Below are 21934 nucleotides of genomic sequence, written 5' to 3'. Positions count from 1 at the left end.
GTGTGTCGGCCCAGTCCCTGCTTGAGGTGCAAGACGTGAATCGCATTCTGAAATACGGCCTTTCGCTCGCCGCTGTCGTTCTGGCCGTCACATCCGTCGCGCCGGTCGCGGACGCGCAGCAATATGGCCGCCGCCAGCGCGACGTCGTCATGGTCACGCCGGATGGCCAGATCGTTGACTATATTCCGCCGGGCGCCGACGTTTATTATTCGCGCGACCGCAACGGCAATCGCGTTCTCGTCGACAGCTACGGCAATGTCGTCGCCACCGAAATGCGCTCCAAGGGCTATTATCCCGCAGCTCCATCGCGCGATCCCTATAACAACGATCCCTATAATGCGGAGAGCGGCGATCAGACCCGCTATGGCAGCACCCGCTACATGGAGCGCGGCGCGGTCACCGGCGCGATCCCGCGTGACGGAAGCATCGAGCGTCAGCCGCTCGATCAGCCCTATCCTGATAACGGCGACTATGCCGCGATCGATCCCGATCAGCAGGCACCTCAGGCACAGCAGCCAAGGGCACCCGAAGAGCCCGCGATCACCCTGAAGGGCAAGTCGAAGCCGGAGATCGTCGCACTGCAGGTGTTCCTCGACCGCTCCGGCATCTCGCCAGGTGTCATCGACGGACACATGGGCTCGAACGTCACCAAGGCGATCTATGCCTACAACCAGATGACCGGCGAAAATCTCGATCCGAACAATACCGACGCGATCCTTGAACAGCTGCGCCTGTCGGGCGGCCTGCCTGTTATCAGCTATACCATCACCCCTGCAGACGCGGCTGGCCCCTATGTCGCCGAGATTCCGGAAGACTACGCACACAAGGCGCTTCTGCCGTCGCTAGCCTATACTTCGACGACCGAGATGCTGGCCGAGCGTTTCCACATGGACGAAGCCTTCCTGAAGGAAATGAACCCCGGCGCCGACTTCACCGTCCCCGGCACCATCATCAAGGTTGTCAATCCGGGCGACCCGAAGACCGGTACGGTCGCCAAGATCCTGGCGGACAAGGCCAAGAAGCAGGTCTTCGCCTATGACGATGCGGGCAACCTGATCGCCGCTTACCCGGCCTCCATCGGTTCCAACGACACGCCCTCACCGTCAGGCACGGTGCAGGTCGATCGCGTCGCGCTGAACCCCGGCTACACCTACAATCCGAAGATCAACTTCCAGCAGGGCGCCAACGACAAGGTCCTCAACATTCCGCCAGGCCCGAACGGCCCTGTCGGCACAGTCTGGATCGCGCTTTCCAAACCGACCTACGGCATTCACGGTACCCCCGAGCCCTCGAAGATCGGCCGCACACAGAGCCATGGCTGTATCCGCCTGACCAACTGGGACGCGACTGAACTGGCCAAGATGGTCAAGCCCGGCGTCACGGTCGAATTCGTCGATTGATCGCCATGCATTGAAACAAAAAAGCCGCCGGTCTCCCGGCGGCTTTTTTGTTTTCGGCTTGTGAAATCAGGCCGCGTCACGCATCAGCAGGCCGGAGAGACGTGCTGCGACCGGAAGCTTGACCGGCAGCTTGCGCATCATTTCCTCGGCGAAACAGAGAGCATTTTCGCGGGCCTTTTCGAGGTTCGAGACCCGGGTCGCATCCATGGTGGCGAGCGTGCCGCCGCAATCGAAGATGTCGCGGAAGGCTGAGCGTTCGATGATCGCCGTGTCGAGAACAGGAACGTGACGCTCGTTCAGCAGAGCCTTGACCAGCTGCAGCGCGCGCGTCGTCACCATCGAGTTGACGCGGGTCAGCACGACGGAATGGCCGATCTTGATGCCTGCCTTCTCATCCAGATACTGGAGCAGTTCCAGAACCTGCGCGCCGCCGCGGGCATCCATGGCACAGCCCTGGATCGGGATCAGCACGTGGTCGGAAAGACCGACGGCAGTGGCAAGCAGCGGATTGCGCGCGCCCGGCAGATCGATGATGAAATAGTCGGTATTGGCCTTGTTCTCGCTGATATGCAGCGGCAGCGATGCCGAGGTGACGAAATCGATGACAGAGACGTTCTTCACGTTGCCGGAAATCTCATGCCAGCGGGAAATCCAGTGCTGCGGATCGGCGTCCAGAATGGTGACGCGGTAGCCCTTGCGCGCAAGCTCGGTCGCCAGCAGCAGCACAGCCGTGGTCTTGCCGGCGCCGCCCTTGGTATTTGCAAAAGTAATGACTGGCATATCAGGTCCTCGAAGGGAAAAGTGGCGAGCCGGTTATCGCTCTCATACGCACTTTTCGATTCATCGTGCGGTTAATGCATCCTTTCCAATCGTGGTTAACAAAATCTAAACGGACGACCCGAAATTGCAGCCCGGATTTCTTACATCCCAAGAATTTGGGACGTTTGCAGACAAAAAAAGCCCGGAAAGCCTGTGCTTTCCGGGCCAGCTGGTTGGTCCGCCTTGGTTAACTCAGAAGCAATCCTTGAACAAAGCCTTGGTGTTTTCGAGCGTCATCGTGACAGGATTGCCACCGGCGCTCGGGTCTTCGATCGCCATCGCCGACAATTCGTCGATCCTGTCAGGTGCGATTCCCATCGCCGAGAGGCTTTCGGGTACGCCGAGTTCGGAGCGCAGCTTCAGCACGTAATCATAGAAGCCGTCGAAACCTCCGGCGATGCCGAGATAAGCCGCCGCACGGGCGATCTTCTCTTCGATCACAGCGCGATTGAAACGCAGCACGGCCGGCATCACGACGGCATTGGTCATGCCGTGATGGGTGTTGTAGACGGCGCCGATCGGGTGCGACAGCGCGTGGATGGCGCCAAGGCCCTTCTGGAACGCGACGGCGCCCATGGCGGCGGCTGCCATCATGTTGGCGCGGGCTTCCAGATCCGTGCCCTCCTTATAGGCGCGCGGCAGGAATTCCTTGACCAGACGCATGCCTTCAAGCGCGATACCAGCCGACATCGGATGGTAGAAGGGCGAGGAATAGGCTTCCAGGCAATGCGCGAAAGCATCCATGCCGGTGCCGGCCGTGATGATCTTCGGCATGCCGACGGTCAGTTCCGGATCGGAAATGACGACGCCGGGCAGGAACTTCGGATGGAAGATGATCTTCTTCACATGCGTCGCCGAATTGGTGATGACGCTGGCGCGGCCGACTTCCGAGCCGGTCCCCGCCGTCGTCGGCACGGCAACGATCGGTGCGATGCCTTCGATGCTGGCGCGCGTCCACCAGTCGCCGATATCCTCGAAGTCCCAGACCGGACGGCTCTGGCCTGCCATGAAGGCGACGCACTTGCCGAGATCGAGACCGGAGCCGCCGCCGAAAGCGACGACGCCGTCATGACCGCCATCCTTGAAGGCCTTCACACCGGCTTCGAGGTTCTTCTCGTTCGGGTTCGGATCGACATCGGCAAAGATGGCGCGGCCGAGACCGGCATCTTCGAGAATGTCGAGCGCGTTCTTGGTGATCGCCATCGAGGCCAGGCCACGATCGGTGATCAGGAGCGGCTTCTTCATGCCGAGGCTCTTGCAGGCGTCGGCGAGCTCCTTGATACGGCCGCGGCCGAGCTTGACCGCGGTCGGATAGCTCCAGTTGGCTGTGATATTGCTGCTCATGCTGTTGCTTTCTTCAGGTGATAGGATTTCGGACGCGTCAGGTTCTGGAAGCCGATGATCGACAGCGAGCCGCCGCGGCCGGTCTCCTTGACGCCGGTCCAGCACAGTGCCGGATCGAGATAGTCGGCGCGGTTCATGAACACCGTGCCGGTTTCGATTTCGCGGCCAAGCCGCCCTGCCCGCTCGGCATCCTTGGTCCAGAGCGAGGCCGTCAGGCCGTACTGGCTGTCATTCATCAGCGCCAGCGCTTCCTCGTCGCTCTTGACCTTCATGATGCCGACAGCCGGACCGAAGGTCTCTTCGCGCATGAAGGCCATCGAGTGGTCGACATTGACGAGAACCTGCGGCGCGAGATAGGCGCCGCCATCATCCTGCGGGAAGAGCTTCGGATCGACCAGTGCCTTGGCGCCCTTGGAAACGGCATCGGCGATCTGATCGCGGACCACCTTGGCGAAGCGCTTGTGCGCCATCGGGCCGAGCGAGGTTTCAGGATCGAGCGGATTGCCGAGCTTGTAGTTCGAGACCCAGGCGACCGACTTCTCGACGAAGCTGTCGTAGAGCGACTCGTGCACGTAGATGCGCTCGATACCGCAGCAGCACTGGCCGGAATTGTAGGTCGCGCCATCCATCAGCGTATCGACGGCAGCGTCGAGATCGGCATCTTCCATGACATAGCCCGGATCCTTGCCGCCGAGCTCGAGGCCGAGACCGGTGAAGGTACCAGCCGCCGCCCGCTCCATCGAACGGCCGCCTTCGACCGAACCGGTGAAGTTGACGAAGTTGAAGCTACCGGCCGCGATCAGCGCCGAGGTCGTATGGTGATCGAGGAAGACATTCTGGAAGACATCTTCAGGGACACCGGCCTCGACGAAGGCCTGAACCAGCCGCTCGCCGACCAGCAGCGTCTGCGATGCATGCTTCAGCACGACGGTATTGCCCGCCATCAACGCCGGAGCGATCGTGTTGATCGCCGTCATATAGGGATAGTTCCAGGGAGCCACGACGAAGACGACGCCATGAGCTTCGCGCTCGATACGGCGCTCGAACTTGTCGCTCTCTTCGACCACGAGCGGCGCCAGCGCATCGGCAGCGATCGAGGCCACGTAATTGGAGCGCTCGTTGAAGCCCTTGTACTCGCCGCCATAGCGGATCGGCCGGCCCATCTGCCAGGCGATCTCGGGCACAACGACGTCGGACATCTCGTTCAGACGTGCGACACCCTTCAACACCAGTTGCACGCGGTCTTCGAGCGGCCGCTTTGCCCAGCTCTTCTGCGCCTTGCGCGCACGGGCCACGGCATCCTTGGCCGCTTCCAGCGAAAGCGCCGGACGCTCCGCGTAAACCGATCCGTCGACCGGCGATATGCATTGGATCATTGCCATGATCTTCATCCTATGTTTTTCGCGACCTATGTCGGACGCAGCCACCACCATCTCCGGATATATGGAGATCATGAGGCGCTTATTGCATCCGCCTTCGATACGCCTCTTATGCTCTCTCGAAACCGCGCGCCACTTCCCAATCGGTGATGCGACGATCGTATTCTTCCTGCTCCCATTCGGCAGCGCGCGTGTAGTGGTCGATGACATCATCGCCGAAGGCACTACGCAGCATCTTCGACTTGGCCATGGCAACCGTCGCGGACCGGAGCGTCCGCGGAATCTCGCGAACCTTGCGGGCGCCATAGGCATCTCCCACGAAGGGCGCTTCGAGTTCAAGCTTGTTCTCGATGCCGTCGATACCTGCGGCAATCAGCGCCGCAAACGCGAGATAGGGATTGAGGTCGGAGCCGCCGACACGGCATTCGATGCGGATCGCCTTGCTGCCATCGCCGCAGAGGCGGTAGCCGGCGGTGCGGTTGTCCTTGCTCCAGATCGCCTTGGTCGGCGCGAAGGTGCCGGCCATGAAGCGCTTGTAAGAATTGATGTAGGGCGCCAGGAAATAGGTGATCTCGCTCGCATGCGCGAGAAGACCGGCGACATAGTTTTCCATCAGCGGCGACATGCCGTATCTGCCCTTCTCGTCGAAGAACAGCGCCTTCTTGCCATCGAGGCTCCAGAGCGACTGGTGGATATGCGACGAGCTGCCCGCAGCGTTGTAATGCCACTTGGCAAGGAAGGTGATGGCCTTGCCCTTCGACCAGGCGATTTCCTTGCAGCCGTTTTTGATGATCGTATGGCGGTCGGCCATCGTCAAAGCTTCGGCATAGCGAACGTTGATCTCTTCCTGTCCGGCGGAAGCCTCGCCCTTCGAGTTTTCGACGGGGATTTCGGCGCCCTGCAGACCGGTGCGGATCGCCCGCATCACCTCTTCTTCCTTGGTGGTCTGGAAGATGTGGTAGTCCTCGTTATAGGCGCTGGCGAGCTTCAGGTTGCGATAGCCCGAGGCGTGAGCCGACTCGTAGGTCTGGTCGAAAAGGAAGAATTCGAGCTCGGATGCCATGAACGGCTTCATGCCCATCGCTTCCAGACGCTTCACCTGCTTCTTCAGGATGGCGCGCGGCGAATGTGCAACTTCCTCATGCGTATGATGATCGAGCAGATCGCAGAGCACCAGGGCCGTGCCTTCGAGCCACGGAATGCGCCGCAGCGTCGAAAGGTCCGGCTTCATCGTGTAGTCGCCGTAACCCTTCTCCCAGCTCGTCGCCTTGTAGCCGGAGACGGTTTCCATCTCCATGTCGGTGGCGACGAGATAGTTGCAGCTATGCGTTTCCTTCCAGGCGCTATCGAGGAAATATTCGGCCTGGAAGCGCTTGCCCATCAAGCGGCCCTGCATGTCGATCTGGCATGCCAGAACGGTATCGATGCGGCCCTCGGCCACGTCCTTCTTGAGATCGTCGAGAGTGTAGCTGGTGGTCATGATTTACCCGCCTGAATTTTTGATTTTGCGATTTCGGAACAACGAAAGGGCATGCAGCGGCGGGACGAAACCCGCCTGATGCTTTTTCATTGAACCGGGGATGGGGCCGCGTGCGCCGCGGCCCCGCCATTCGAGAGGGAAGCCTCTGGCCTTAGTGTTCGCCCACGGCCTTTTCGGCAGCAGCGATTTCCGCCTGACGGCGTGCCACTTCGTCGCCGATCGGCGGACCCTTGAAGCGGCGCTGCTCGAAGCCGAACCAGACGATGCCGGCCAGGACAAGGAAGCCGACCGTAACGTAGAGAGCCGGACCGTTCGGCGGCTGAACACCGAGAACGAAGATCAGGATCATCGCCAGGACCGTCAGCACGGCGAACAGCTTGAAGGCGCCCTCACCGATGTTCCACGGGCCCATCTTGTCCCACTTCGACGTACCCCAGGCGAAGAGGCCGAGCGTGATCGGGATCGCGAAGGAGAAGAACAGGAAGATGACCGTGCACGAGACGACGATCGTATAGACCGGCGTATCGCCGATCGAGACGAGCGAAGAGCCCCAGACGAAGAGGACGGAGAGGATCGAACCCGTCCAGATCGCAGCAACCGGCGTGCGGTATTTCGGGCTGACCTTGGCAAGCGCCTTGGAAGCCGGAAGACCGCCGTCACGCGAGAAGGCGAAAATCATGCGCGACACCGAGGTGACGGTCGCAAGGCCGCACAGCCACTGGCTGACGAGAATTGCGAAGTACAGGATGTCCTTGACGACAGGATTGACCTGCGCGTCCATCGCCCAGAAGAACACGTTCCAGCCCTGCTTGGCGGCATCGTCCATGTTCGGCAGCATGAGGACGAACGAGCACAGCATGATGTAACCGAACAGCGCCGACCACAGCACCGAGGAAACCATGCCGCGCGGCACGGAATGTGCCGCCTTGACGGTTTCTTCGGACGTATGCGCCGAAGCGTCATAGCCGGTGATCGTGTAGATCGGCAGCAGCAGGCCGAGCAGGAACACCCAGGTGCCCGATGTCGCCGGCCAGACATTGCCGCCAGCTTCGCCGGAATAGTTGGCGAAGGTGAACAGGCGGCCGATTTCGTAGGACGGAGCTGCAAAGAGGCACACGGCCGAAAGCACGATGGCCGTCGCGAAGATCAGGTAGCCCGAGAAGTCCGTGAGCTTGGCGGTAAGGCCGATACCCATGTGGTTCACGAGTGCCTGTGCGCCGGTGATGACGACCAGGAAGACGATACGCACGACAGTCGTATCCGTCAGGCCGAAATAGCTGGTGCCGAAGGAACCCATGAAGAAGTAATAGGTACCGACATTGATGGCGCCGAGAACGGTGACCAGACCGAGCAGGTTGAACCAGGCGGTCAGCCAGCCGGTGAAGCGGTTGCCGAGAATAGAACCCCAGTGATAGAGGCCGCCGGCCGTCGGATAGGCAGAGCTGATCTGCGCCATCGCCACGGCGAAGACGAGCGAGACGAAGCAACCGATCGGCCAGCCGATGCCGATTGCTGCACCGCCAGCACCTGCCGTCGCCTGAGCCAGCGAGTTGATGCCGCCGGAGAGAATGCAAATGATCGAAAAGGAGACTGCGAAGTTCGAGAACGAGCTCATGCGCCGTTCAAGTTCCTGGGCATAGCCCATGGAATGCAGGACACTCATGTCCTGCTTCTTATCCAGATCGGTATAGTCAGACATGACTTCCCCCTGTTCCCGATCGGCCGCGGGATTGCGGTCGATCTTGTGCCAAATTGCCCGTGGCATTTGCCATCGGGCGGTCCGCAGCAAAGCTGCTCCCTGGGGCCTTTTTCTTTTTAGTGTGAGCCTTCCAGACATTGCTGGAGAAGCCCTGAGAGATAGTCGGCCATGACCCCTTGGCCGGCATCGTCCTTGATGAGGTCGTTTCGGACCTCGATCATTACATTGCGGAACCCATTGGAAACCCCGTGCAGGATCAGCGTATGCGTCACGCCGTCTTGAGGGCCGTAGGGCTCGTTGCGTTCTGTCTTGTAGAGCGGCGCATCGGCCGCAGCCGTCAGCATCTTGTCCGCGAGGCGGCTGTCGGCATCGTGCAGGATACCGAGCTCGACTGCACGCGGCTTGCCGTTGAACACCGGCGTAAAGCTGTGGATTGTGACGACGACAGTCTCCTGTCCCCTCGCCTTTCGCTCCGCGATCAGCCCGCGCACGGCATCGTGAAAAGGAATGTACAGCGCTTCGGTGCGAGCCTTGCGCTCGTCAGCGCCGAGATTCTGGTTGCCCGGAATAGGATAGATCTCGCTCTTCTCCGGCATCGCGCCCGGCGCTTCCGGCGGGCGGTTGCAATCGTAGATCAGGCGCGAAAAACGCTGCGAGACGAGCGTGGCGTCAAGTGCAGCGGAGATACCGCGGGCAACCGCCAAAGCGCCCGGATCCCAGGCGATGTGGCTCTCCCGCGCATCCTTCGAAAGGCCAAGATCGCCATAGCGTTCAGGCAGCGTTCGCGACGCATGCTCGCAGATGATCAGCAGCGCGCTCTTGCCGTCGCGCCGCTCGATGCTGACGCAACTTCCTTCTGCTTCGCTTAGCACCTTCAGTTCAGTGAGCACGGGGGCAGCGCCTCGCCAGATGGCTTTATAAAAAATTAATAAGAAAAGAATTCTTCAGGTTCTCCACACTGTCAAGCGCATCCTGAAAATTTCTTTTCATGACAGTAGTTGACATGGATTGTGACAGCGTTGTTAACTTTGAGTGGGAAAGTGGCACCTGACGCAAAGGAAAAGCGTCGGGATCAAAACAAGCCATTCCCGGGGAGCATGATCGAGTGAACGCCGCGTCGAAGACGGTCTCGGACGTCATCCACTCGCATTTCGACGCGCTGACGCGCGCCGAGAAGCAGTTGGCTGAAAGTCTGCTGGACAACTACCCAGTCTCCGGGCTGGGCAGCATCACCACCATTGCGGAAAATGCCGGCGTCTCGACGCCGACGGTGGTGCGCATGGTGCAGAAGCTCGGCTTCAAAGGCTATCCGGATTTTCAGGCGCATCTGCATCAGGAGGTCGAAGCGACGATCTCCAACCCGATCGCCAAGCACGACCGCTGGGCCTCGAATGCCCCGGGCACACATATTCTCAACCGCTTCGCCGATGCCATCATCGGCAACCTGCGCCAAACGCTGACTGATCTCGACACGGCAACCTTCGAGAACGTCGCGTCGCTGCTGTCTGACCGCAAGCGCGGCCTCTATTTCGTCGGCGGCCGCATCACCGGCGCGCTGGCCGAGTACTTTTTCACTCACATGCAGGTCATTCGGCCAAACACCGCCCTGCTCTCCTCGAATTCGTCGAGCTGGCCGCAATACGTGCTCAACATGAATGCCGGCGACCTGCTGATCATCTTCGATATCCGCCGCTACGAGCAGGAGATGGTGAGCCTGGCGCAGGCCGCCCGCAAGCGCGGCGCTGAAATCATCGTCTTCACCGACCAATGGGGTTCGCCCGCCGCCAAGCTCGCAAGGCACGCGTTCCGCGTCCAGATCGAGGCACCATCGGCCTGGGACTCTTCCGTCGTCACTCTTTTCATCGTCGAGGCCCTGATCGAAGCCGTCCAGAGCTCGACATGGGACGAAACGAAGGAGCGCATGAAAACGCTGGAGGGCCTGTTCGAGCAGACGCGGCTCTTCCGCAGGCTGAGTTGAGAGGGAAAGGGGCAAGACTAAACGAAATCAATGAGGGCGTAGATAAAATAGAATAGCGCGTCGCAAACAAGACAGCGGCCGCAAGCACCTGCAATCATAAGAAAAATTATCGTCACGCGGCTGTCATACAAGCTTCATGCAACGTCAGTAACAGCTTCGCCAGACCACTGAAAACCGAAGGAGAACAACAGTGATCTCTAACATTTCTCGACTGCTTTCGCTTTCTACCGCGATCGTCGTAGCTTCGACTGCGATTGCCGCTGCAGAGCCGAGCGCCGAACTCATCGCTGCCGCCAAGAAGGAAGGCACGCTGACGACCATCGCGCTGCCACACGACTGGTGCGGTTACGGCGACGTCATCGCAGGCTTCAAGGCCAAGTACGGCCTCGAAGTCAACGAACTGAACCCGGACGCTGGTTCGGGCGACGAAATCGAAGCCATCAAGGCCAACAAGGGCAACACCGGCCCGCAGGCTCCTGACGTCATCGACGTCGGTCTCTCCTTCGGCCCGTCTGCCAAGGCCGATGGCCTGATCCAGCCCTACAAGGTCTCCACCTGGGATTCCATTCCGGATACCGCCAAGGATGCCGACGGCTACTGGTACGGCGACTACTACGGCGTTCTCTCGTTCCTCGTGAACAAGGATCTCGTGAAGCAGTCCCCCGCAGACTGGTCTGATCTGCTCAAGAGCGACTACGCTAACTCGGTTGCGCTCGCAGGCGATCCGCGTACCGCAAACCAGGCTGTTCAGGGCGTTTACGCTGCAGGTCTCTCCGCTTCTGGCGGCGACGCTGCCAAGGCTGGCGACGAAGGTCTGAAGTTCTTCGCCGAGCTCAACAAGGCTGGAAACTTTGTGCCGGTAACCGGCAAGGCGGCTCCGTTCGCACAGGGCTCCACGCCGATCATCGTCGCATGGGACTATAATGCTCTGTCGTGGGGCGAGAGCCTCAAGGGCAACCCGCCATACGAAGTCGTTGTTCCGAAGTCGGGCGTTGTCGCTGGCGTTTACGTTCAGGCGATCTCAGCATTCGCACCGCACCCGAACGCTGCCAAGCTCTGGATGGAATACCTCTATTCGGACGAAGGTCAGCTCGGCTGGCTGAAGGGTTATTGCCACCCGATCCGCTTCAACGATCTTGCCAAAAACAACAAGATCCCGAAGGACCTGCTCGACAAGCTGCCTCCGGCAGCAGCCTACGAAAAGGCTGTTTTCCCGACGCTTGAAGAACAGGCTGCTGGCAAGGAAGCCATCACCAAGAACTGGGATTCCGTCGTCGGCGCCGCCGTCAAGTAATCGACAGGACCGGAACCGGCCTTCCCGCTCACGCGGGGAGGCCTTTTGCCCCTCGGATACGACTGGAAGCCTGCTATGAGTACAATATCTGCCCCCATCGCAGGCACGTCCTCGATGATCAACAAGGAACGGGTGATCGACTGGCTCGGCATTGCGCCATTCGTCATCTTCTCTCTGTTGTTCCTGATTATCCCGACCGTCTACCTTGTCGCCGGTGCGTTTCTCACGCCTGACGGCAGCTTCACTTTCAAGAATATCGGTGACCTGTTCACCCCCTCGATTATGAGTGCCTACTGGATCAGTATCCGCGTTTCCGTTGCTTCTGCTCTGGGCGGCGCGTTGATCGGCTTCTTCCTTGCCTGGGCCGTGGTGCTCGGCGGTCTGCCAGCCTCGGTCCGCTCGACCCTCATGACGTTTTCCGGCGTCGCATCCAACTTCGCCGGCGTTCCGCTCGCCTTCGCATTTCTGGCAACGCTCGGTCGCACCGGCCTTGTCACCATGTTCATGCGCGACTGGTTCGGCTTCAATCTCTACGGCACCGGCTTCAACCTGCTGTCGTTCCTCGGCCTGACCATCACCTACATGTACTTCCAGATCCCGTTGATGGTGCTGATCCTGACGCCGGCGCTCGACGGCATGAAGAAAGAATGGCGCGAAGCCTCCGAGATCCTCGGCGCCACCAACCGCCAGTACTGGACGATGGTTGCCTTCCCAATCCTGTGGCCAAGCCTGCTCGGAACCACGCTGCTGCTCTTCGCAAACGCCTTCGGCGCCATCGCGACCGCCTACGCGCTGACCGGCTCGTCGCTGAACATCGTTCCTATCCTGCTCTATGCACAGATCCGCGGCGACGTGCTTCACAATGCGAACCTCGGCTATGCGATCGCCCTCGGCATGATCGTCATAACAGGCGTATCCAATATCCTCTATCTCATGCTGCGCATGCGCGCTGAACGGTGGCAGAAATGAAGGCTCAACGTCTCGGCGCCTGGATCGCCGTCATCATCGGCGCAAGCTATTTCGTCATTCCTCTTATTGGCACAATCGAGTTCTCGCTGCGCATGCGCCGCGGCACTTACAGCCTGGATGCCTATGCGTCGGTATTTTCCGACGAGCAGTTCCGCGCCACGTTTGGCTATTCGATGCTGATGGCGTTGCTGACGATCGTGTTCGGCATGCTGCTCGTCGTGCCGACCGCTTACTGGGTTCGCCTGCGCCTGCCGCAGATGCGCCCGGTCGTCGAATTCGTCACGCTGCTGCCGCTGGTCATCCCAGCGATCGTCATCGTCTTCGGCTATCTCAGAATGTACAATTCGTCTTCGATCCTGCCGCTGACGGGTTACACAACGGGTACCAACATCCTGCTCGTCTGCTCCTACATCACACTGTCGCTCCCCTACATGTACCGTGCCGTCGATACCGCGATGCGCGCCATCGACGTCCGCACGCTGACGGAGGCTGCCGAAAGCCTTGGTGCCAAGTGGACGACGATCATGTTCCGCTGCATCTTCCCGAACGTCATGAGCGGCGTGCTTTCGGGTGCCTTCATCACGCTCGCGATCGTCATGGGCGAGTTCACCATGGCCGCCCTGCTGAATCGCCCGGCCTTCGGCCCGTACCTGCAGCTCGTCGGCGCCAACAAGGCCTATGAGCCTTCGGCACTCGCGGTCATCGCCTTCTCGATCACGTGGCTCTCCATGGGCCTCCTCAATCTCATCTCCCGCTTCGGCAAAGCCGCCCCCGCGAAGGCTTAAGGTATCTGTCCATGTCATTTCTAACACTGACCAATCTTCAGAAGTCCTTCGGCCAGGTTCAGGTCGTTCATAACTTCAACATGAATATCGAAAAGGGCGAGTTCATCTCCTTCCTCGGCCCATCGGGCTGCGGCAAGACGACGGTCCTGCGCATGATCGCCGGTTTCGAGACGCCGACCGGCGGCACGCTCCATATCAACGGCAAGGACCAGAGCCCGTTGAAGCCGAACCAGCGCAATATCGGCATGGTCTTCCAGGCCTATGCATTGTTTCCGAACATGAGCGTGCACGACAACGTCGCTTTCGGCCTGAAGGTCGCCGGTGCGCCAAAGGCCGAGATTGATGCCCGCGTGAAAGAGATGCTCGGGCTCATCCGCCTCGATCATCTGGCCGACCGCTACCCCTATCAGATGTCAGGCGGCCAGCAGCAGCGCGTCGCGCTCGCCCGCGCGCTTGCCGTCAAGCCACAGGTCCTGCTTCTCGACGAACCGCTCTCGGCGCTCGACGCCAAGATCCGCGTGTCGCTGCGCGAAGAAATCCGGGCCATCCAGCAGAAGCTGGGCATCACCACCGTCTTCGTGACCCACGATCAGGAAGAAGCGCTGTCGATCTCCGACCGTATCGTCGTCATGAACGCCGGCCGGGCCGACCAGATCGGCACCCCGTTCGAAATTTACAACACGCCGGCAACCCGCTTCGTCGCCTCCTTCGTCGGTACGCTGAACCTGATCGAAGCAAAGGTCGTCGATCCGGCGGCCAACCGCATCCAGATCGGCGACCAGGGCATCACGCTGAAGCAATCGGTCGCTGACTCCAAGGCAGGCGATACGGTTTCGCTGGCACTGCGTCCGGAAGCAGGCTCGCTTGCGGAAGGCGTCAAGAGCGATACCGCCCTCACCGGCCAGGTCGTGTCCGCCCACTTCCTGGGCTCGGTCATCCGCACCCGCATGAATGTCGGCGGAAACGTCATCTCCTTCGACATGTTCAACAGCCCGGGCGTCACCCCGCCTCAATCAGGCGAAACAGTGACGCTGCGCTTCATGGCAGCGGATCTTCTCGTCATCCGCGACTGACCGGACAAGCATACCCTCCTGCCAGGCGCCGCTCTCAGCGGCGCCTTTTTTCTTTGTGCAATTTCCGCGATGCACGGCGGGATTCCATCGGCTGGCGCAAAAAGGGCGGCATTGCGAAGCAACACCGCCTTCTATTCTCAAATGCTTCGTCCCGGAGAAGGGCGGCAAACGCCCTCACCCCTTCACACCCTACCGGATCGCCTGATCGTTCCCATCAAACCGGTGCATGTGCCCTCGGTCCGGCGTCGCATACACGATTTCGTCCGGCTCGTACTGATGCTCGCCGAAAAGCCGCGCCGTCAGCAGCCCGCACTGGTCAGATTCCAGATAGACAATCGTATCCGCGCCGAGATGCTCGACATGGACGATCTTCGCCTTCCAGGTGCCGCTGTCGCGCGACAGCGTCAAATGCTCGGGACGCACGCCGATGGTCTTGGCTTGCGCGTCACCGAGCTTGTCCGCGGCAATGAAGTTCATCATCGGCGAGCCGATGAAGCCGGCGACGAAGACATTGGCCGGGCGGTTATAGAGCTCCATCGGCGAACCGACCTGCTCGATCGCGCCGGCATTCAGGACGACGATTTTGTCGGCCAGCGTCATCGCCTCGACCTGGTCGTGGGTGACGTAGATGATCGTCGCCTTCAGCTGGCGGTGCAGCTTGGCGATCTCCAGACGCGTCTGGACACGCAAGGCAGCATCGAGGTTCGACAGCGGCTCGTCGAACAGGAAGAGTTCAGGTTCGCGCACGATCGCACGGCCGATGGCAACGCGCTGGCGCTGGCCGCCGGAGAGTTCCGCCGGGCGGCGGGCGAGATAGGGCGCCAGCGACAGCATGCCGGAGGCATCCGTCACCCGCTTCTCGATCTCGTCCTTCGGCTTGCCCGCCTGCTTCAGGCCGAGGCCCATATTGTCCTTGACGGTCAGATGCGGATAGAGCGCGTAGGACTGGAAGACCATGGCGATACCGCGCTTGGCAGGCGGCGTCAGCGTTTCGTCCCGGCCGTTGATCAGAACCGTACCGGAGGTCACGTCCTCAAGGCCGGCAATGCTGCGAAGCAGGGTCGATTTCCCGCAACCGGACGGGCCGACGAAGATGACGAATTCGCCGTCCTTGACCTCGAGGTCGATGCCCTTCAGCACTTCGTGCGTGCCGTAGGTCTTGCGGATGGATTTCAGTTGAAGCGATCCCAAGGGTCAAATTCCTTACAGTTTGACCGGCTGGCCGGTGCGTACGCTCTCGTCGGCGGCAAGGCAGATGCGCAGCGAAGCCACTGCATCGCCCATATGCCTGTTGAGGTCGATATCCTCGCGGATGGCCTTCAGCATGAAGGCCTGCTCGAAATCGCAGAGTTCCTGATGGCCGGGCTCACCCGCCATCGTCATGTCTTGATCCGGCGTGATGAACTTGCCATCGGGCCCGGTTTCGGCGTTGTGCAGGCGGATGACCGATGTCTTCGTATGCGTGTCGATATCGTCGGACTTGGCGTTCGGATCCATGACGATCGAGACCGCACCGTTCGGCGACATCACGTCCTTCACGAAGAAGGCCGTCTCGGAAATCATCGGCCCCCAGCCGGCTTCGTACCAGCCGACCGAACCGTCTTCGAACAGCACCTGCAGCTGACCGTAATTATACATGTCAGGCGCGATCTCGTTGGAGAGGCGCAGGCCCATGCCGCGCACTTCAACCGGCTTGGCGTCGGTGATCTGGCACATGACGTCGACATAATGCACGCCGCAATCGACGATCGGCGATGTCGTCTTCATCAGCGACTTGTGGGTTTCCCAGGTCGGGCCGCTGGATTGCTGATTGAGGTTCATGCGGAACACATAGGGGCCGCCGAGCTTGCGCGCTTCCTCGATCAGCTTGATCCAGGACGGGTGATGGCGAAGGATGTAGCCGATGACGAGCTTGCGCCCAGCCTTCTTCGCAGCCGCCACGACGCGCTCGGCATCGGCAACCGTGGTCGCCAGCGGCTTTTCGACGAAAACATCGCATCCCGCCTCGAATGCCGCAACGGCGTAGTCGGCATGGCTGTCGGAATAGGTGCAGACAGCGCAGAGATCAGGCTTCAGCTCGGCAAGGGCCGCATAGAGATCCGGATGGATCTTGTAGCCCGACAGAGCCGGATCGAGCTTCGGTGCCGAGCGGTTGACGAGGCCGACGATCTCGTAGCCGGGGTTGTTGTGATAGGCGAGCGCATGGCTGCGGCCCATATTGCCGAGACCGGCAACGAGGACGCGGACGGGCTTCTGTGAACTGGTCATTTCACTGCTCCGGAAGTAATGCCGCGGATCAGCTGCCGCGAGAAGATGACGTAGAGAACGAGGATCGGCAAGATCGCCAGCGACAGCGCCGCAAGGACCGCGTTCCAGTTGGTGACGAACTGGCCGATGAAGATCTGCGAACCGAGCGTCACGGTCTTGGTGGCCTCCGCCGGGGCCAGGATCAGCGGGAACCAGAGGTCGTTCCAGATCGGGATCATGGTGAAGACGGCGACCGTTGCCATGGCCGGGCGCACCAGCGGTAGCACCAGGCGGAAGAAGATCGCATATTCCGAGAGACCGTCGATACGCCCGGCATTCTTTAGATCGTCGGAGACTGTGCGCATGAACTCAGAGAGAATGAAGATCGCGAGCGGAATGCCTTGCGCCGTATAGACGAGAACAAGCGCCGTCAGCGTGTTGACGAGACCGGCAGCGACCATCCCCTGCAGGATGGCAACCGTGCCAAGACGGATCGGGATCATGATGCCGATCGCCATGTAGAGGCCGACGAGCGTATTGCCCCTGAAGCGGTATTCCGACAGCGCGAAGGCTGCCATGGCGCCGAATAGCAGCACCAGGAAGATCGCCACCACGGTGACAATAAAGCTGTTCTGGAAGTAGAGCGCAAAATCGCCCTGCCCCAGCACCGTCTGATAGCCGACAAGACTGAAGGTCGATGGCGTCGGGATCTGCAGCGGCGAACGGAAGATCGCGTTGCGGTCCTTGAACGAGTTGATGATCGTCAGGAACACCGGGAAGATGGCGATCAGCGTGTAGCCTAGGAGTGCCAGATGGACGAGCCCGGTGCGCAGAGGAGACGTGCGTGCTTTGTTGGACATGTCGCGCTCCTTAGAACTGGTACCGGCGCATGCGCCGCTGGATGGCAAAAAGATAGAAGGAGACGCCGGCCAGGATGATAACGAACATCACGGTGGCGATCGTCGCCCCCATCGAGCGGTCGCCGAGCTGCAGCTGGAAACCGAAGAAGGTGCGGTAGAGCAGCGTGCCGAGAATATCGGTCGACATGTCGGGCCCCGCGAGAGCGCCCTGCACGGTGTAGACAAGGTCGAAGGCGTTGAAATTGCCGACGAAGGTCAGGATCGAGATGATGCCGATGGCAGGCAGGATCAGCGGCAGCTTGATCTTCCAGAACTGCGCCCAGCCGGTGATGCCGTCGCATTCGGCAGCCTCGATCACCTCTTCGGGGATCGAAAGCAGCGCCGCATAGATCAGCATCATCGGTATGCCGATATACTGCCAGTTGGAAATCAGCGACACGGCAATCAGCGCCGGACCGGACTGGCCGAGCCAGGGCGCGAAGAGGCCCTTCAGCCCGACGAGGCCCATCAGCCAGGGCGCCACGCCCCAAATCGGCGACAGGATCAGCTTCCAGATGAAACCAACGATGACGAAAGACAGCAGCGTCGGCAGGAACATCGCGGTGCGGTAGAAGGCCACGAACCGCAGCCGCGGCGTCGACAGCAGGGCTGCCAGCGCAATGCCGATCGGGTTCTGCACACACATATGAATGACGAAGAAGATCAGGTTGTTGACGAGGGCGTTCCAGAAGTCATGCGCCCAGCGCGCGTCTCCGAACAGCACCTTGTAATTCGCCAGACCAACGAAGGCCGGCTGACCGTCAACGAGATTGTAGAACGAAAGCCTGAGCGTTTCGATCAGCGGCAGGATCATGATCGCCGAATAGACGACGAATGCCGGAAAGAGAAAGACGCCTATATGCCAGCGTATGGGGCGCTTGATCGGGGTGATGTCTGCCGATGTCTGGTCGGTCATTGCTTGGCTCGCTGTTCGCATCATTCTCTCCCTCATCTCTGTGCTTGTCACAGAGATCCAGCAGCGCCGCGTCCGCGGCGCGGGAGACTCATTCACGCGAAAGACTTCGCGTGGCTAGATTCCTGTGACGAGCACAGGAATGAGGGCGGCAACAGAGTTGCCGCCCGTCTTAGGCTGTACCGCTTACTTGGCAGCGCCCGGCTTGTACCAGCTGTCGAGGCCCTTCTGGAGCTTCTCGCCGGCGACGGCAGGCGTGTCGGTGCCGTTGATGACGTTGGCCGATTCAACCCAGGTCTCGTTTTCGAGGTTCGGGGTGCCGCGCGACAGGATCTGGTAGGTCGAGCGGACGGTCGACTTGTACGGGCCGCGCCAGGAAACGAATTCCTGAGCCAGCGGATCGCTCATCTTCACCGGGTTGGAGTTCAGGCTGAAGAAGCCCGGCAGCGAGTTCGCGTAGATGTCGGCGAATTCGCTGGAAGCAACCCAAGACAGGAACTTCTTGGCTTCTTCGGCATGCGCGCTCTTGGCGTTCAGGGCAACGCCGATATCCGGATGGTCGGAGATGTAGCCCTGGTCGCCAGCCTTCGGAACCGGCGGCGGGAATGCGCCCATCTTGAACTGTGCCTGGGTGTTGAACAGCGCGATTTCCCACGAACCGGCAGGATAGATCGCTGCGCGGCCGAGCGTGAAGAGGTTCTGGCTATCCGAGTAGGTCTGGGCCTCGAAGCCGTCGCCGAGGTAAGGCTTCCACTTGGCAAGCTCTTCGTAAGGCTTGACCCAGTCGGCATCCGTCAGCTTCTGCTTGCCGGAGATCAGAGCGGCGCGGCCGTCTTCACCCTTCCAGTAGTTCGGACCGATGTTCTGGTAGCCCATGGTCGCGGCTTCCCAGAGATCCTTCGTGCCCATGGCGAGCGGGATATAGGTGCCGTCGGCCTTGATCTTGTCGAGGGCCGCGAAGAACTCGTCTTCCGTCTTCGGAATGGCGATGCCCAGCTTGTCGAAGGCATCCTTGTTGTAAATGAAACCGTGGATGACGGAGGCCATCGGCACGCAGAAGCTCGACTTGCCGTCGTCGGTGGACCAGGCGGCCTTGGCGACCGGCGTGAAGTTCTCCATGCCGGGCAGGCTCGTCAGGTCGGCCAGCTGCTTCTTGTTGAAGAGCTCGAGCGATGCGTCGAACGGACGGCAGGTGATGATGTCGCCAGCCGAACCGGCATCGAGCTTGGCGTTCAGCGAAGCGTTGTATTCAGTCGGAGCGGTCGGCGAGAAGACGATCTTGATGCCCGGGTTCTTGGCTTCGAAAGCCGGGATGATCTTTTCCTGCCAGATCTGCAGGTCGTCGTTACGCCAGCTTTCAACCGTCAGCGTCACGTCGGCGCCATAGGCAAAACCGGCCGACGTCAGCAGGCTCGACGCCAGCAGGAAGCTTTTCAGAGCAGTGTTTTTCATTTCCCTCTCCTGTTTTTAAGCGCCATCAGGCGCGTCTTTGGTTCTGAAACAAGCAATCGGAGTGTCTGAGGAAACACCCAACGCCCCTTTGGAGGATCGCCAGGGCTGGCGGTCCCTTAAGCTCGAACCGGCATGAAGGCTTCAAACCTCCGGGCCGGACTGCACCCTCCCATACTCAAGCGGGGCGCGGTGTTTTCATGAGGAAAAAGCTGATGATGACGGGCCGGCGGATTGCCTGAACGGGCAGTTCCGCGTCAAACCCAATCACCTTCAGGAGCGTCCCGGCATTTGATTTTGACGCCGGTGTAAATTTGCCCCTGTTTGCTGTTCCCTTTTTCAGAATTAAGGCCAAAAAAATACCAATTGTCCAGCCGAATTTAACTTTTGGCGATCCGAATTTTCATAAAAAATTTTTTTCATTAAATATCAACATGATAGAAATATGAAACTTCAAAGCCAATTTTGCTTGGTAAATGGTATTTTTTTGGTATGGTAATAAAAAAACGACGGGAACAGCGTTATCCGGGGGTCCGATGACGGAACTGGCAATCGGCATTGATGGCGGCGGATCAAGCTGCCGCGCCGCGGTCGCAGACCGGAGCGGCAAGATTCTGGGCCGCGGCACCGCAGGCCCCGCCAACATCCTGTCCAATCTCCAGGGTTCCCTGGAAAACATCATTCTCGCCGCGAAAGAAGCATTGCGCGATGCCGCATTGCCGCCTGAAACCGTTTCCAGCGTCTCCGCCGTCGTCGGCGTGGCAGGCGCCAATGTCGGCGACTACGGCAGCCGCATCGAGAAGGCCCTTCCCTTTGCCGATGGCAAGGTCGTGACCGATGCCCTGATCGCGCTGCAGGGCGCACTCGGCGATTCCGACGGTGTTATCGGCGCCTTCGGCACCGGCTCCGTCTATAATGCCCGGCGCAATGGCACGATCAGCGGCATCGGCGGCTGGGGCTTCATCGTCGGCGACCAGGCAAGCGGTGCCCGCCTCGGCCGCGACCTGCTGGAACGCTCGCTTCTCGCTTATGACAAGGTGCGGCCCGGTTCTGCCTTGACCGAAAAGATCATGGACGAGTTCGGCAACGATCCGGAAAAGCTGGTGGAATTCGCCCATGTCTCCAAGCCCAAGGATTTCGCGCGCTACGCGCCCGTCATCTTCGACCATGCGAACAACAATGACGAAGTCGCAGTTGGCATCGTCAGCGAAGCCGCAGCCGCGATCGGCGAAAATCTCGATGCGCTGATCTGGCCGGAATGCCCGGCGATCTGCCTGCTGGGTGGCCTTGCAAATGCCTATCGCCCCTGGCTCGCGGAGCGCCATGCGGCGCTGCTAACCGAGCCGAAAGGCGACGTGCTGCAGGGGGCTGTCGAACTGGCCGTCAAACGCCTTGCCATCGAGACGCGGGGGGCGGCATGACCGAAGATCTCTCCGCCATCCTCTCGCCCGAACGGGTCCAGGCAGGCGGCACCGGCCCGCTCTACGTCAAGCTTCGCCGCACGCTGGAAGAGGCCGTTCGCACTGGCACGCTGGGTCACGGCGATGCCCTCCCCCCGGAACGTGATATTGCCGAATTCGCCGCCGTCAGCCGCGTCACCGTCCGCAAGGCGATCGACGATCTCGTCGCCGATGGCCTGCTGGTGCGCCGCCACGGCTCGGGAACCTTCGTCACCAAACCGGTTTCCAAGGTCGAACAGCGCCTGTCGCAGCTGACCTCGTTTACCGAAGACATGGCGCGGCGCGGCATGACCTCCCGTTCCGAATGGCTGCACAAGGGCATCCACACGCCCTCGCCCGACGAAATGATGATCCTCGGCCTCGGCACCGACATCAAGGTCTCGCGCCTGTCGCGCCTGCGGATCGCCGACGACCAGCCGCTGGCCATCGAAAATGCCAGCGTCTCAGGCGAGTTCCTGCCCGACCCTTCGGTGGTCACCACCTCGCTCTACGCCGAACTCGAACGCCGCCAGGTCCGCCCGACCCGCGCCGTCCAGCGCATCTCCGCCACCAACATGAAGGAAGCCGACGCCCACCTCCTCGGCGTCGCCGTCGGCGCCGCGGGCCTGTCGATCGAGCGCATCTCCTACCTTGCCTCCGGCCGCGCCGTTGAATTCACCCGCTCGCTCTACCGCGGCGATGCCTATGATTTCGTCGCGGAACTAACGATCGCCTCGTAGTCAACGCGGATCGCATTGAAGAGCCGC

The 21934-nt window shown here is 60.6% G+C and carries 19 protein-coding genes; 8 read left to right on the top strand and 11 right to left on the bottom strand.

Annotated elements, in window-relative coordinates; genetic code table 11:
• The first annotated feature begins 35 nt into the window (after positions 1–35).
• Positions 36–1400: a L,D-transpeptidase gene (locus J2X43_RS13310; RefSeq protein WP_112387446.1), complete on the top strand. Its 1365-nt coding sequence runs from the start codon at positions 36–38 to the stop codon at positions 1398–1400.
• A gap of 66 nt (positions 1401–1466) precedes the next feature.
• Here the strand turns inward: J2X43_RS13310 and J2X43_RS13305 are convergent, their stop codons facing one another.
• The 6 genes from J2X43_RS13305 to J2X43_RS13280 all read right to left on the bottom strand — a co-directional run bounded on the left by J2X43_RS13305 (position 1467) and on the right by J2X43_RS13280 (position 9011).
• On the bottom strand, positions 1467–2180 hold the full coding sequence (locus J2X43_RS13305; RefSeq protein WP_112386953.1) for a ParA family protein: 714 nt from the start codon (positions 2178–2180) through the stop codon (positions 1467–1469).
• A gap of 231 nt (positions 2181–2411) precedes the next feature.
• Complete coding sequence (locus J2X43_RS13300; protein ID WP_310294571.1) at positions 2412–3563, bottom strand: iron-containing alcohol dehydrogenase; 1152 nt, start codon at positions 3561–3563, stop codon at positions 2412–2414.
• Positions 3560–4945 carry an aldehyde dehydrogenase family protein gene (locus J2X43_RS13295; RefSeq protein WP_310294569.1) on the bottom strand — a complete coding sequence of 462 codons (1386 nt, stop codon included), beginning with the start codon at positions 4943–4945 and terminating at the stop codon, positions 3560–3562. The genes J2X43_RS13300 and J2X43_RS13295 overlap by 4 nt, the downstream gene beginning before the upstream one ends.
• Positions 4946–5051: 106 nt before the next feature.
• Positions 5052–6422 (bottom strand): glutamine synthetase family protein, encoded by a 1371-nt coding sequence (locus tag J2X43_RS13290; protein WP_310294568.1) that lies wholly within the window; start codon positions 6420–6422, stop codon positions 5052–5054.
• Positions 6423–6573: 151 nt separating this feature from the next.
• Complete coding sequence (locus J2X43_RS13285) at positions 6574–8121, bottom strand: amino acid permease (protein ID WP_310294566.1); 1548 nt, start codon at positions 8119–8121, stop codon at positions 6574–6576.
• A 116-nt stretch (positions 8122–8237) separates the two neighbouring features.
• On the bottom strand, positions 8238–9011 hold the full coding sequence (locus J2X43_RS13280; protein ID WP_112515851.1) for an N-formylglutamate amidohydrolase: 774 nt from the start codon (positions 9009–9011) through the stop codon (positions 8238–8240).
• A 215-nt stretch (positions 9012–9226) separates the two neighbouring features.
• Here J2X43_RS13280 and J2X43_RS13275 point away from each other — a divergent pair, with 215 nt between their 5' ends.
• The 5 genes from J2X43_RS13275 (at position 9227) to J2X43_RS13255 (ending at position 14220) form a co-directional block, all read left to right on the top strand.
• Positions 9227–10099, top strand: a complete 873-nt coding sequence (locus J2X43_RS13275; protein WP_112537774.1) for a MurR/RpiR family transcriptional regulator — start codon at positions 9227–9229, stop codon at positions 10097–10099.
• A gap of 190 nt (positions 10100–10289) precedes the next feature.
• Positions 10290–11393, top strand: coding sequence for an ABC transporter substrate-binding protein (locus J2X43_RS13270; RefSeq protein ID WP_310294564.1), 1104 nt, complete (start codon positions 10290–10292; stop codon positions 11391–11393).
• A gap of 75 nt (positions 11394–11468) precedes the next feature.
• Positions 11469–12362, top strand: coding sequence for an ABC transporter permease subunit (locus J2X43_RS13265; protein WP_112537776.1), 894 nt, complete (start codon positions 11469–11471; stop codon positions 12360–12362).
• Positions 12359–13147 (top strand): ABC transporter permease, encoded by a 789-nt coding sequence (locus J2X43_RS13260; RefSeq protein WP_112537777.1) that lies wholly within the window; start codon positions 12359–12361, stop codon positions 13145–13147. Before J2X43_RS13265 ends, J2X43_RS13260 begins: the two co-directional genes overlap by 4 nt.
• Positions 13148–13158: 11 nt before the next feature.
• Positions 13159–14220, top strand: a complete 1062-nt coding sequence (locus J2X43_RS13255) for an ABC transporter ATP-binding protein (protein WP_112537778.1) — start codon at positions 13159–13161, stop codon at positions 14218–14220.
• A 189-nt stretch (positions 14221–14409) separates the two neighbouring features.
• Here the strand turns inward: J2X43_RS13255 and J2X43_RS13250 are convergent, their stop codons facing one another.
• The 5 genes from J2X43_RS13250 to J2X43_RS13230 all read right to left on the bottom strand — a co-directional run bounded on the left by J2X43_RS13250 (position 14410) and on the right by J2X43_RS13230 (position 19731).
• On the bottom strand, positions 14410–15411 hold the full coding sequence (locus J2X43_RS13250) for an ATP-binding cassette domain-containing protein (protein ID WP_310294561.1): 1002 nt from the start codon (positions 15409–15411) through the stop codon (positions 14410–14412).
• 12 nt (positions 15412–15423) lie between these two features.
• A complete protein-coding gene (locus J2X43_RS13245; RefSeq protein ID WP_310294560.1) occupies positions 15424–16488 on the bottom strand; it encodes a Gfo/Idh/MocA family oxidoreductase in 1065 nt (354 codons plus the stop codon).
• Positions 16485–17327 carry a carbohydrate ABC transporter permease gene (locus J2X43_RS13240; protein WP_112386942.1) on the bottom strand — a complete coding sequence of 281 codons (843 nt, stop codon included), beginning with the start codon at positions 17325–17327 and terminating at the stop codon, positions 16485–16487. Before J2X43_RS13240 ends, J2X43_RS13245 begins: the two co-directional genes overlap by 4 nt.
• A 10-nt stretch (positions 17328–17337) precedes the next feature.
• On the bottom strand, positions 17338–18282 hold the full coding sequence (locus tag J2X43_RS13235) for a carbohydrate ABC transporter permease (protein ID WP_112443991.1): 945 nt from the start codon (positions 18280–18282) through the stop codon (positions 17338–17340).
• Between the two features lie 183 nt (positions 18283–18465).
• Complete coding sequence (locus J2X43_RS13230; protein WP_310294558.1) at positions 18466–19731, bottom strand: ABC transporter substrate-binding protein; 1266 nt, start codon at positions 19729–19731, stop codon at positions 18466–18468.
• A 533-nt stretch (positions 19732–20264) separates the two neighbouring features.
• Here J2X43_RS13230 and J2X43_RS13225 point away from each other — a divergent pair.
• Both J2X43_RS13225 and J2X43_RS13220 read left to right on the top strand, forming a co-directional pair.
• Entirely contained in the window at positions 20265–21149 is an 885-nt protein-coding gene (locus J2X43_RS13225) for a BadF/BadG/BcrA/BcrD ATPase family protein (RefSeq protein ID WP_310294556.1), read from the top strand.
• Positions 21146–21907, top strand: a complete 762-nt coding sequence (locus J2X43_RS13220; RefSeq protein ID WP_112515842.1) for a GntR family transcriptional regulator — start codon at positions 21146–21148, stop codon at positions 21905–21907. The genes J2X43_RS13225 and J2X43_RS13220 overlap by 4 nt, the downstream gene beginning before the upstream one ends.
• Positions 21908–21934: the final 27 nt, after the last annotated feature.

Origin of the sequence: Rhizobium sp. BE258 (genome assembly GCF_031457345.1) — a bacterium.
Classification (GTDB): domain Bacteria; phylum Pseudomonadota; class Alphaproteobacteria; order Rhizobiales; family Rhizobiaceae; genus Rhizobium.
Note: the sequence above shows the minus strand (reverse complement) of the source record. Positions and strands in the feature narration are given on the sequence as shown.

What these genes read in the sequence shown, in the direction of transcription:
- J2X43_RS13305 (WP_112386953.1), bottom strand. Translation starts at nt 2,180, where the DNA reads ATGCCAGTCATTACTTTTGCAAATACCAAGGGCGGCGCCGGCAAGACC.
- J2X43_RS13300 (WP_310294571.1), bottom strand. Translation starts at nt 3,563, where the DNA reads ATGAGCAGCAATATCACAGCCAACTGGAGCTATCCGACCGCGGTCAAG.
- J2X43_RS13295 (WP_310294569.1), bottom strand. Translation starts at nt 4,945, where the DNA reads ATGGCAATGATCCAATGCATATCGCCGGTCGACGGATCGGTTTACGCG.
- J2X43_RS13290 (WP_310294568.1), bottom strand. Translation starts at nt 6,422, where the DNA reads ATGACCACCAGCTACACTCTCGACGATCTCAAGAAGGACGTGGCCGAG.
- J2X43_RS13285 (WP_310294566.1), bottom strand. Translation starts at nt 8,121, where the DNA reads ATGTCTGACTATACCGATCTGGATAAGAAGCAGGACATGAGTGTCCTG.
- J2X43_RS13265 (WP_112537776.1), top strand. Translation starts at nt 11,469, where the DNA reads ATGAGTACAATATCTGCCCCCATCGCAGGCACGTCCTCGATGATCAAC.
- J2X43_RS13260 (WP_112537777.1), top strand. Translation starts at nt 12,359, where the DNA reads ATGAAGGCTCAACGTCTCGGCGCCTGGATCGCCGTCATCATCGGCGCA.
- J2X43_RS13255 (WP_112537778.1), top strand. Translation starts at nt 13,159, where the DNA reads ATGTCATTTCTAACACTGACCAATCTTCAGAAGTCCTTCGGCCAGGTT.
- J2X43_RS13245 (WP_310294560.1), bottom strand. Translation starts at nt 16,488, where the DNA reads ATGACCAGTTCACAGAAGCCCGTCCGCGTCCTCGTTGCCGGTCTCGGC.
- J2X43_RS13240 (WP_112386942.1), bottom strand. Translation starts at nt 17,327, where the DNA reads ATGTCCAACAAAGCACGCACGTCTCCTCTGCGCACCGGGCTCGTCCAT.
- J2X43_RS13235 (WP_112443991.1), bottom strand. Translation starts at nt 18,282, where the DNA reads ATGACCGACCAGACATCGGCAGACATCACCCCGATCAAGCGCCCCATA.
- J2X43_RS13230 (WP_310294558.1), bottom strand. Translation starts at nt 19,731, where the DNA reads ATGAAAAACACTGCTCTGAAAAGCTTCCTGCTGGCGTCGAGCCTGCTG.
- J2X43_RS13225 (WP_310294556.1), top strand. Translation starts at nt 20,265, where the DNA reads ATGACGGAACTGGCAATCGGCATTGATGGCGGCGGATCAAGCTGCCGC.
- J2X43_RS13220 (WP_112515842.1), top strand. Translation starts at nt 21,146, where the DNA reads ATGACCGAAGATCTCTCCGCCATCCTCTCGCCCGAACGGGTCCAGGCA.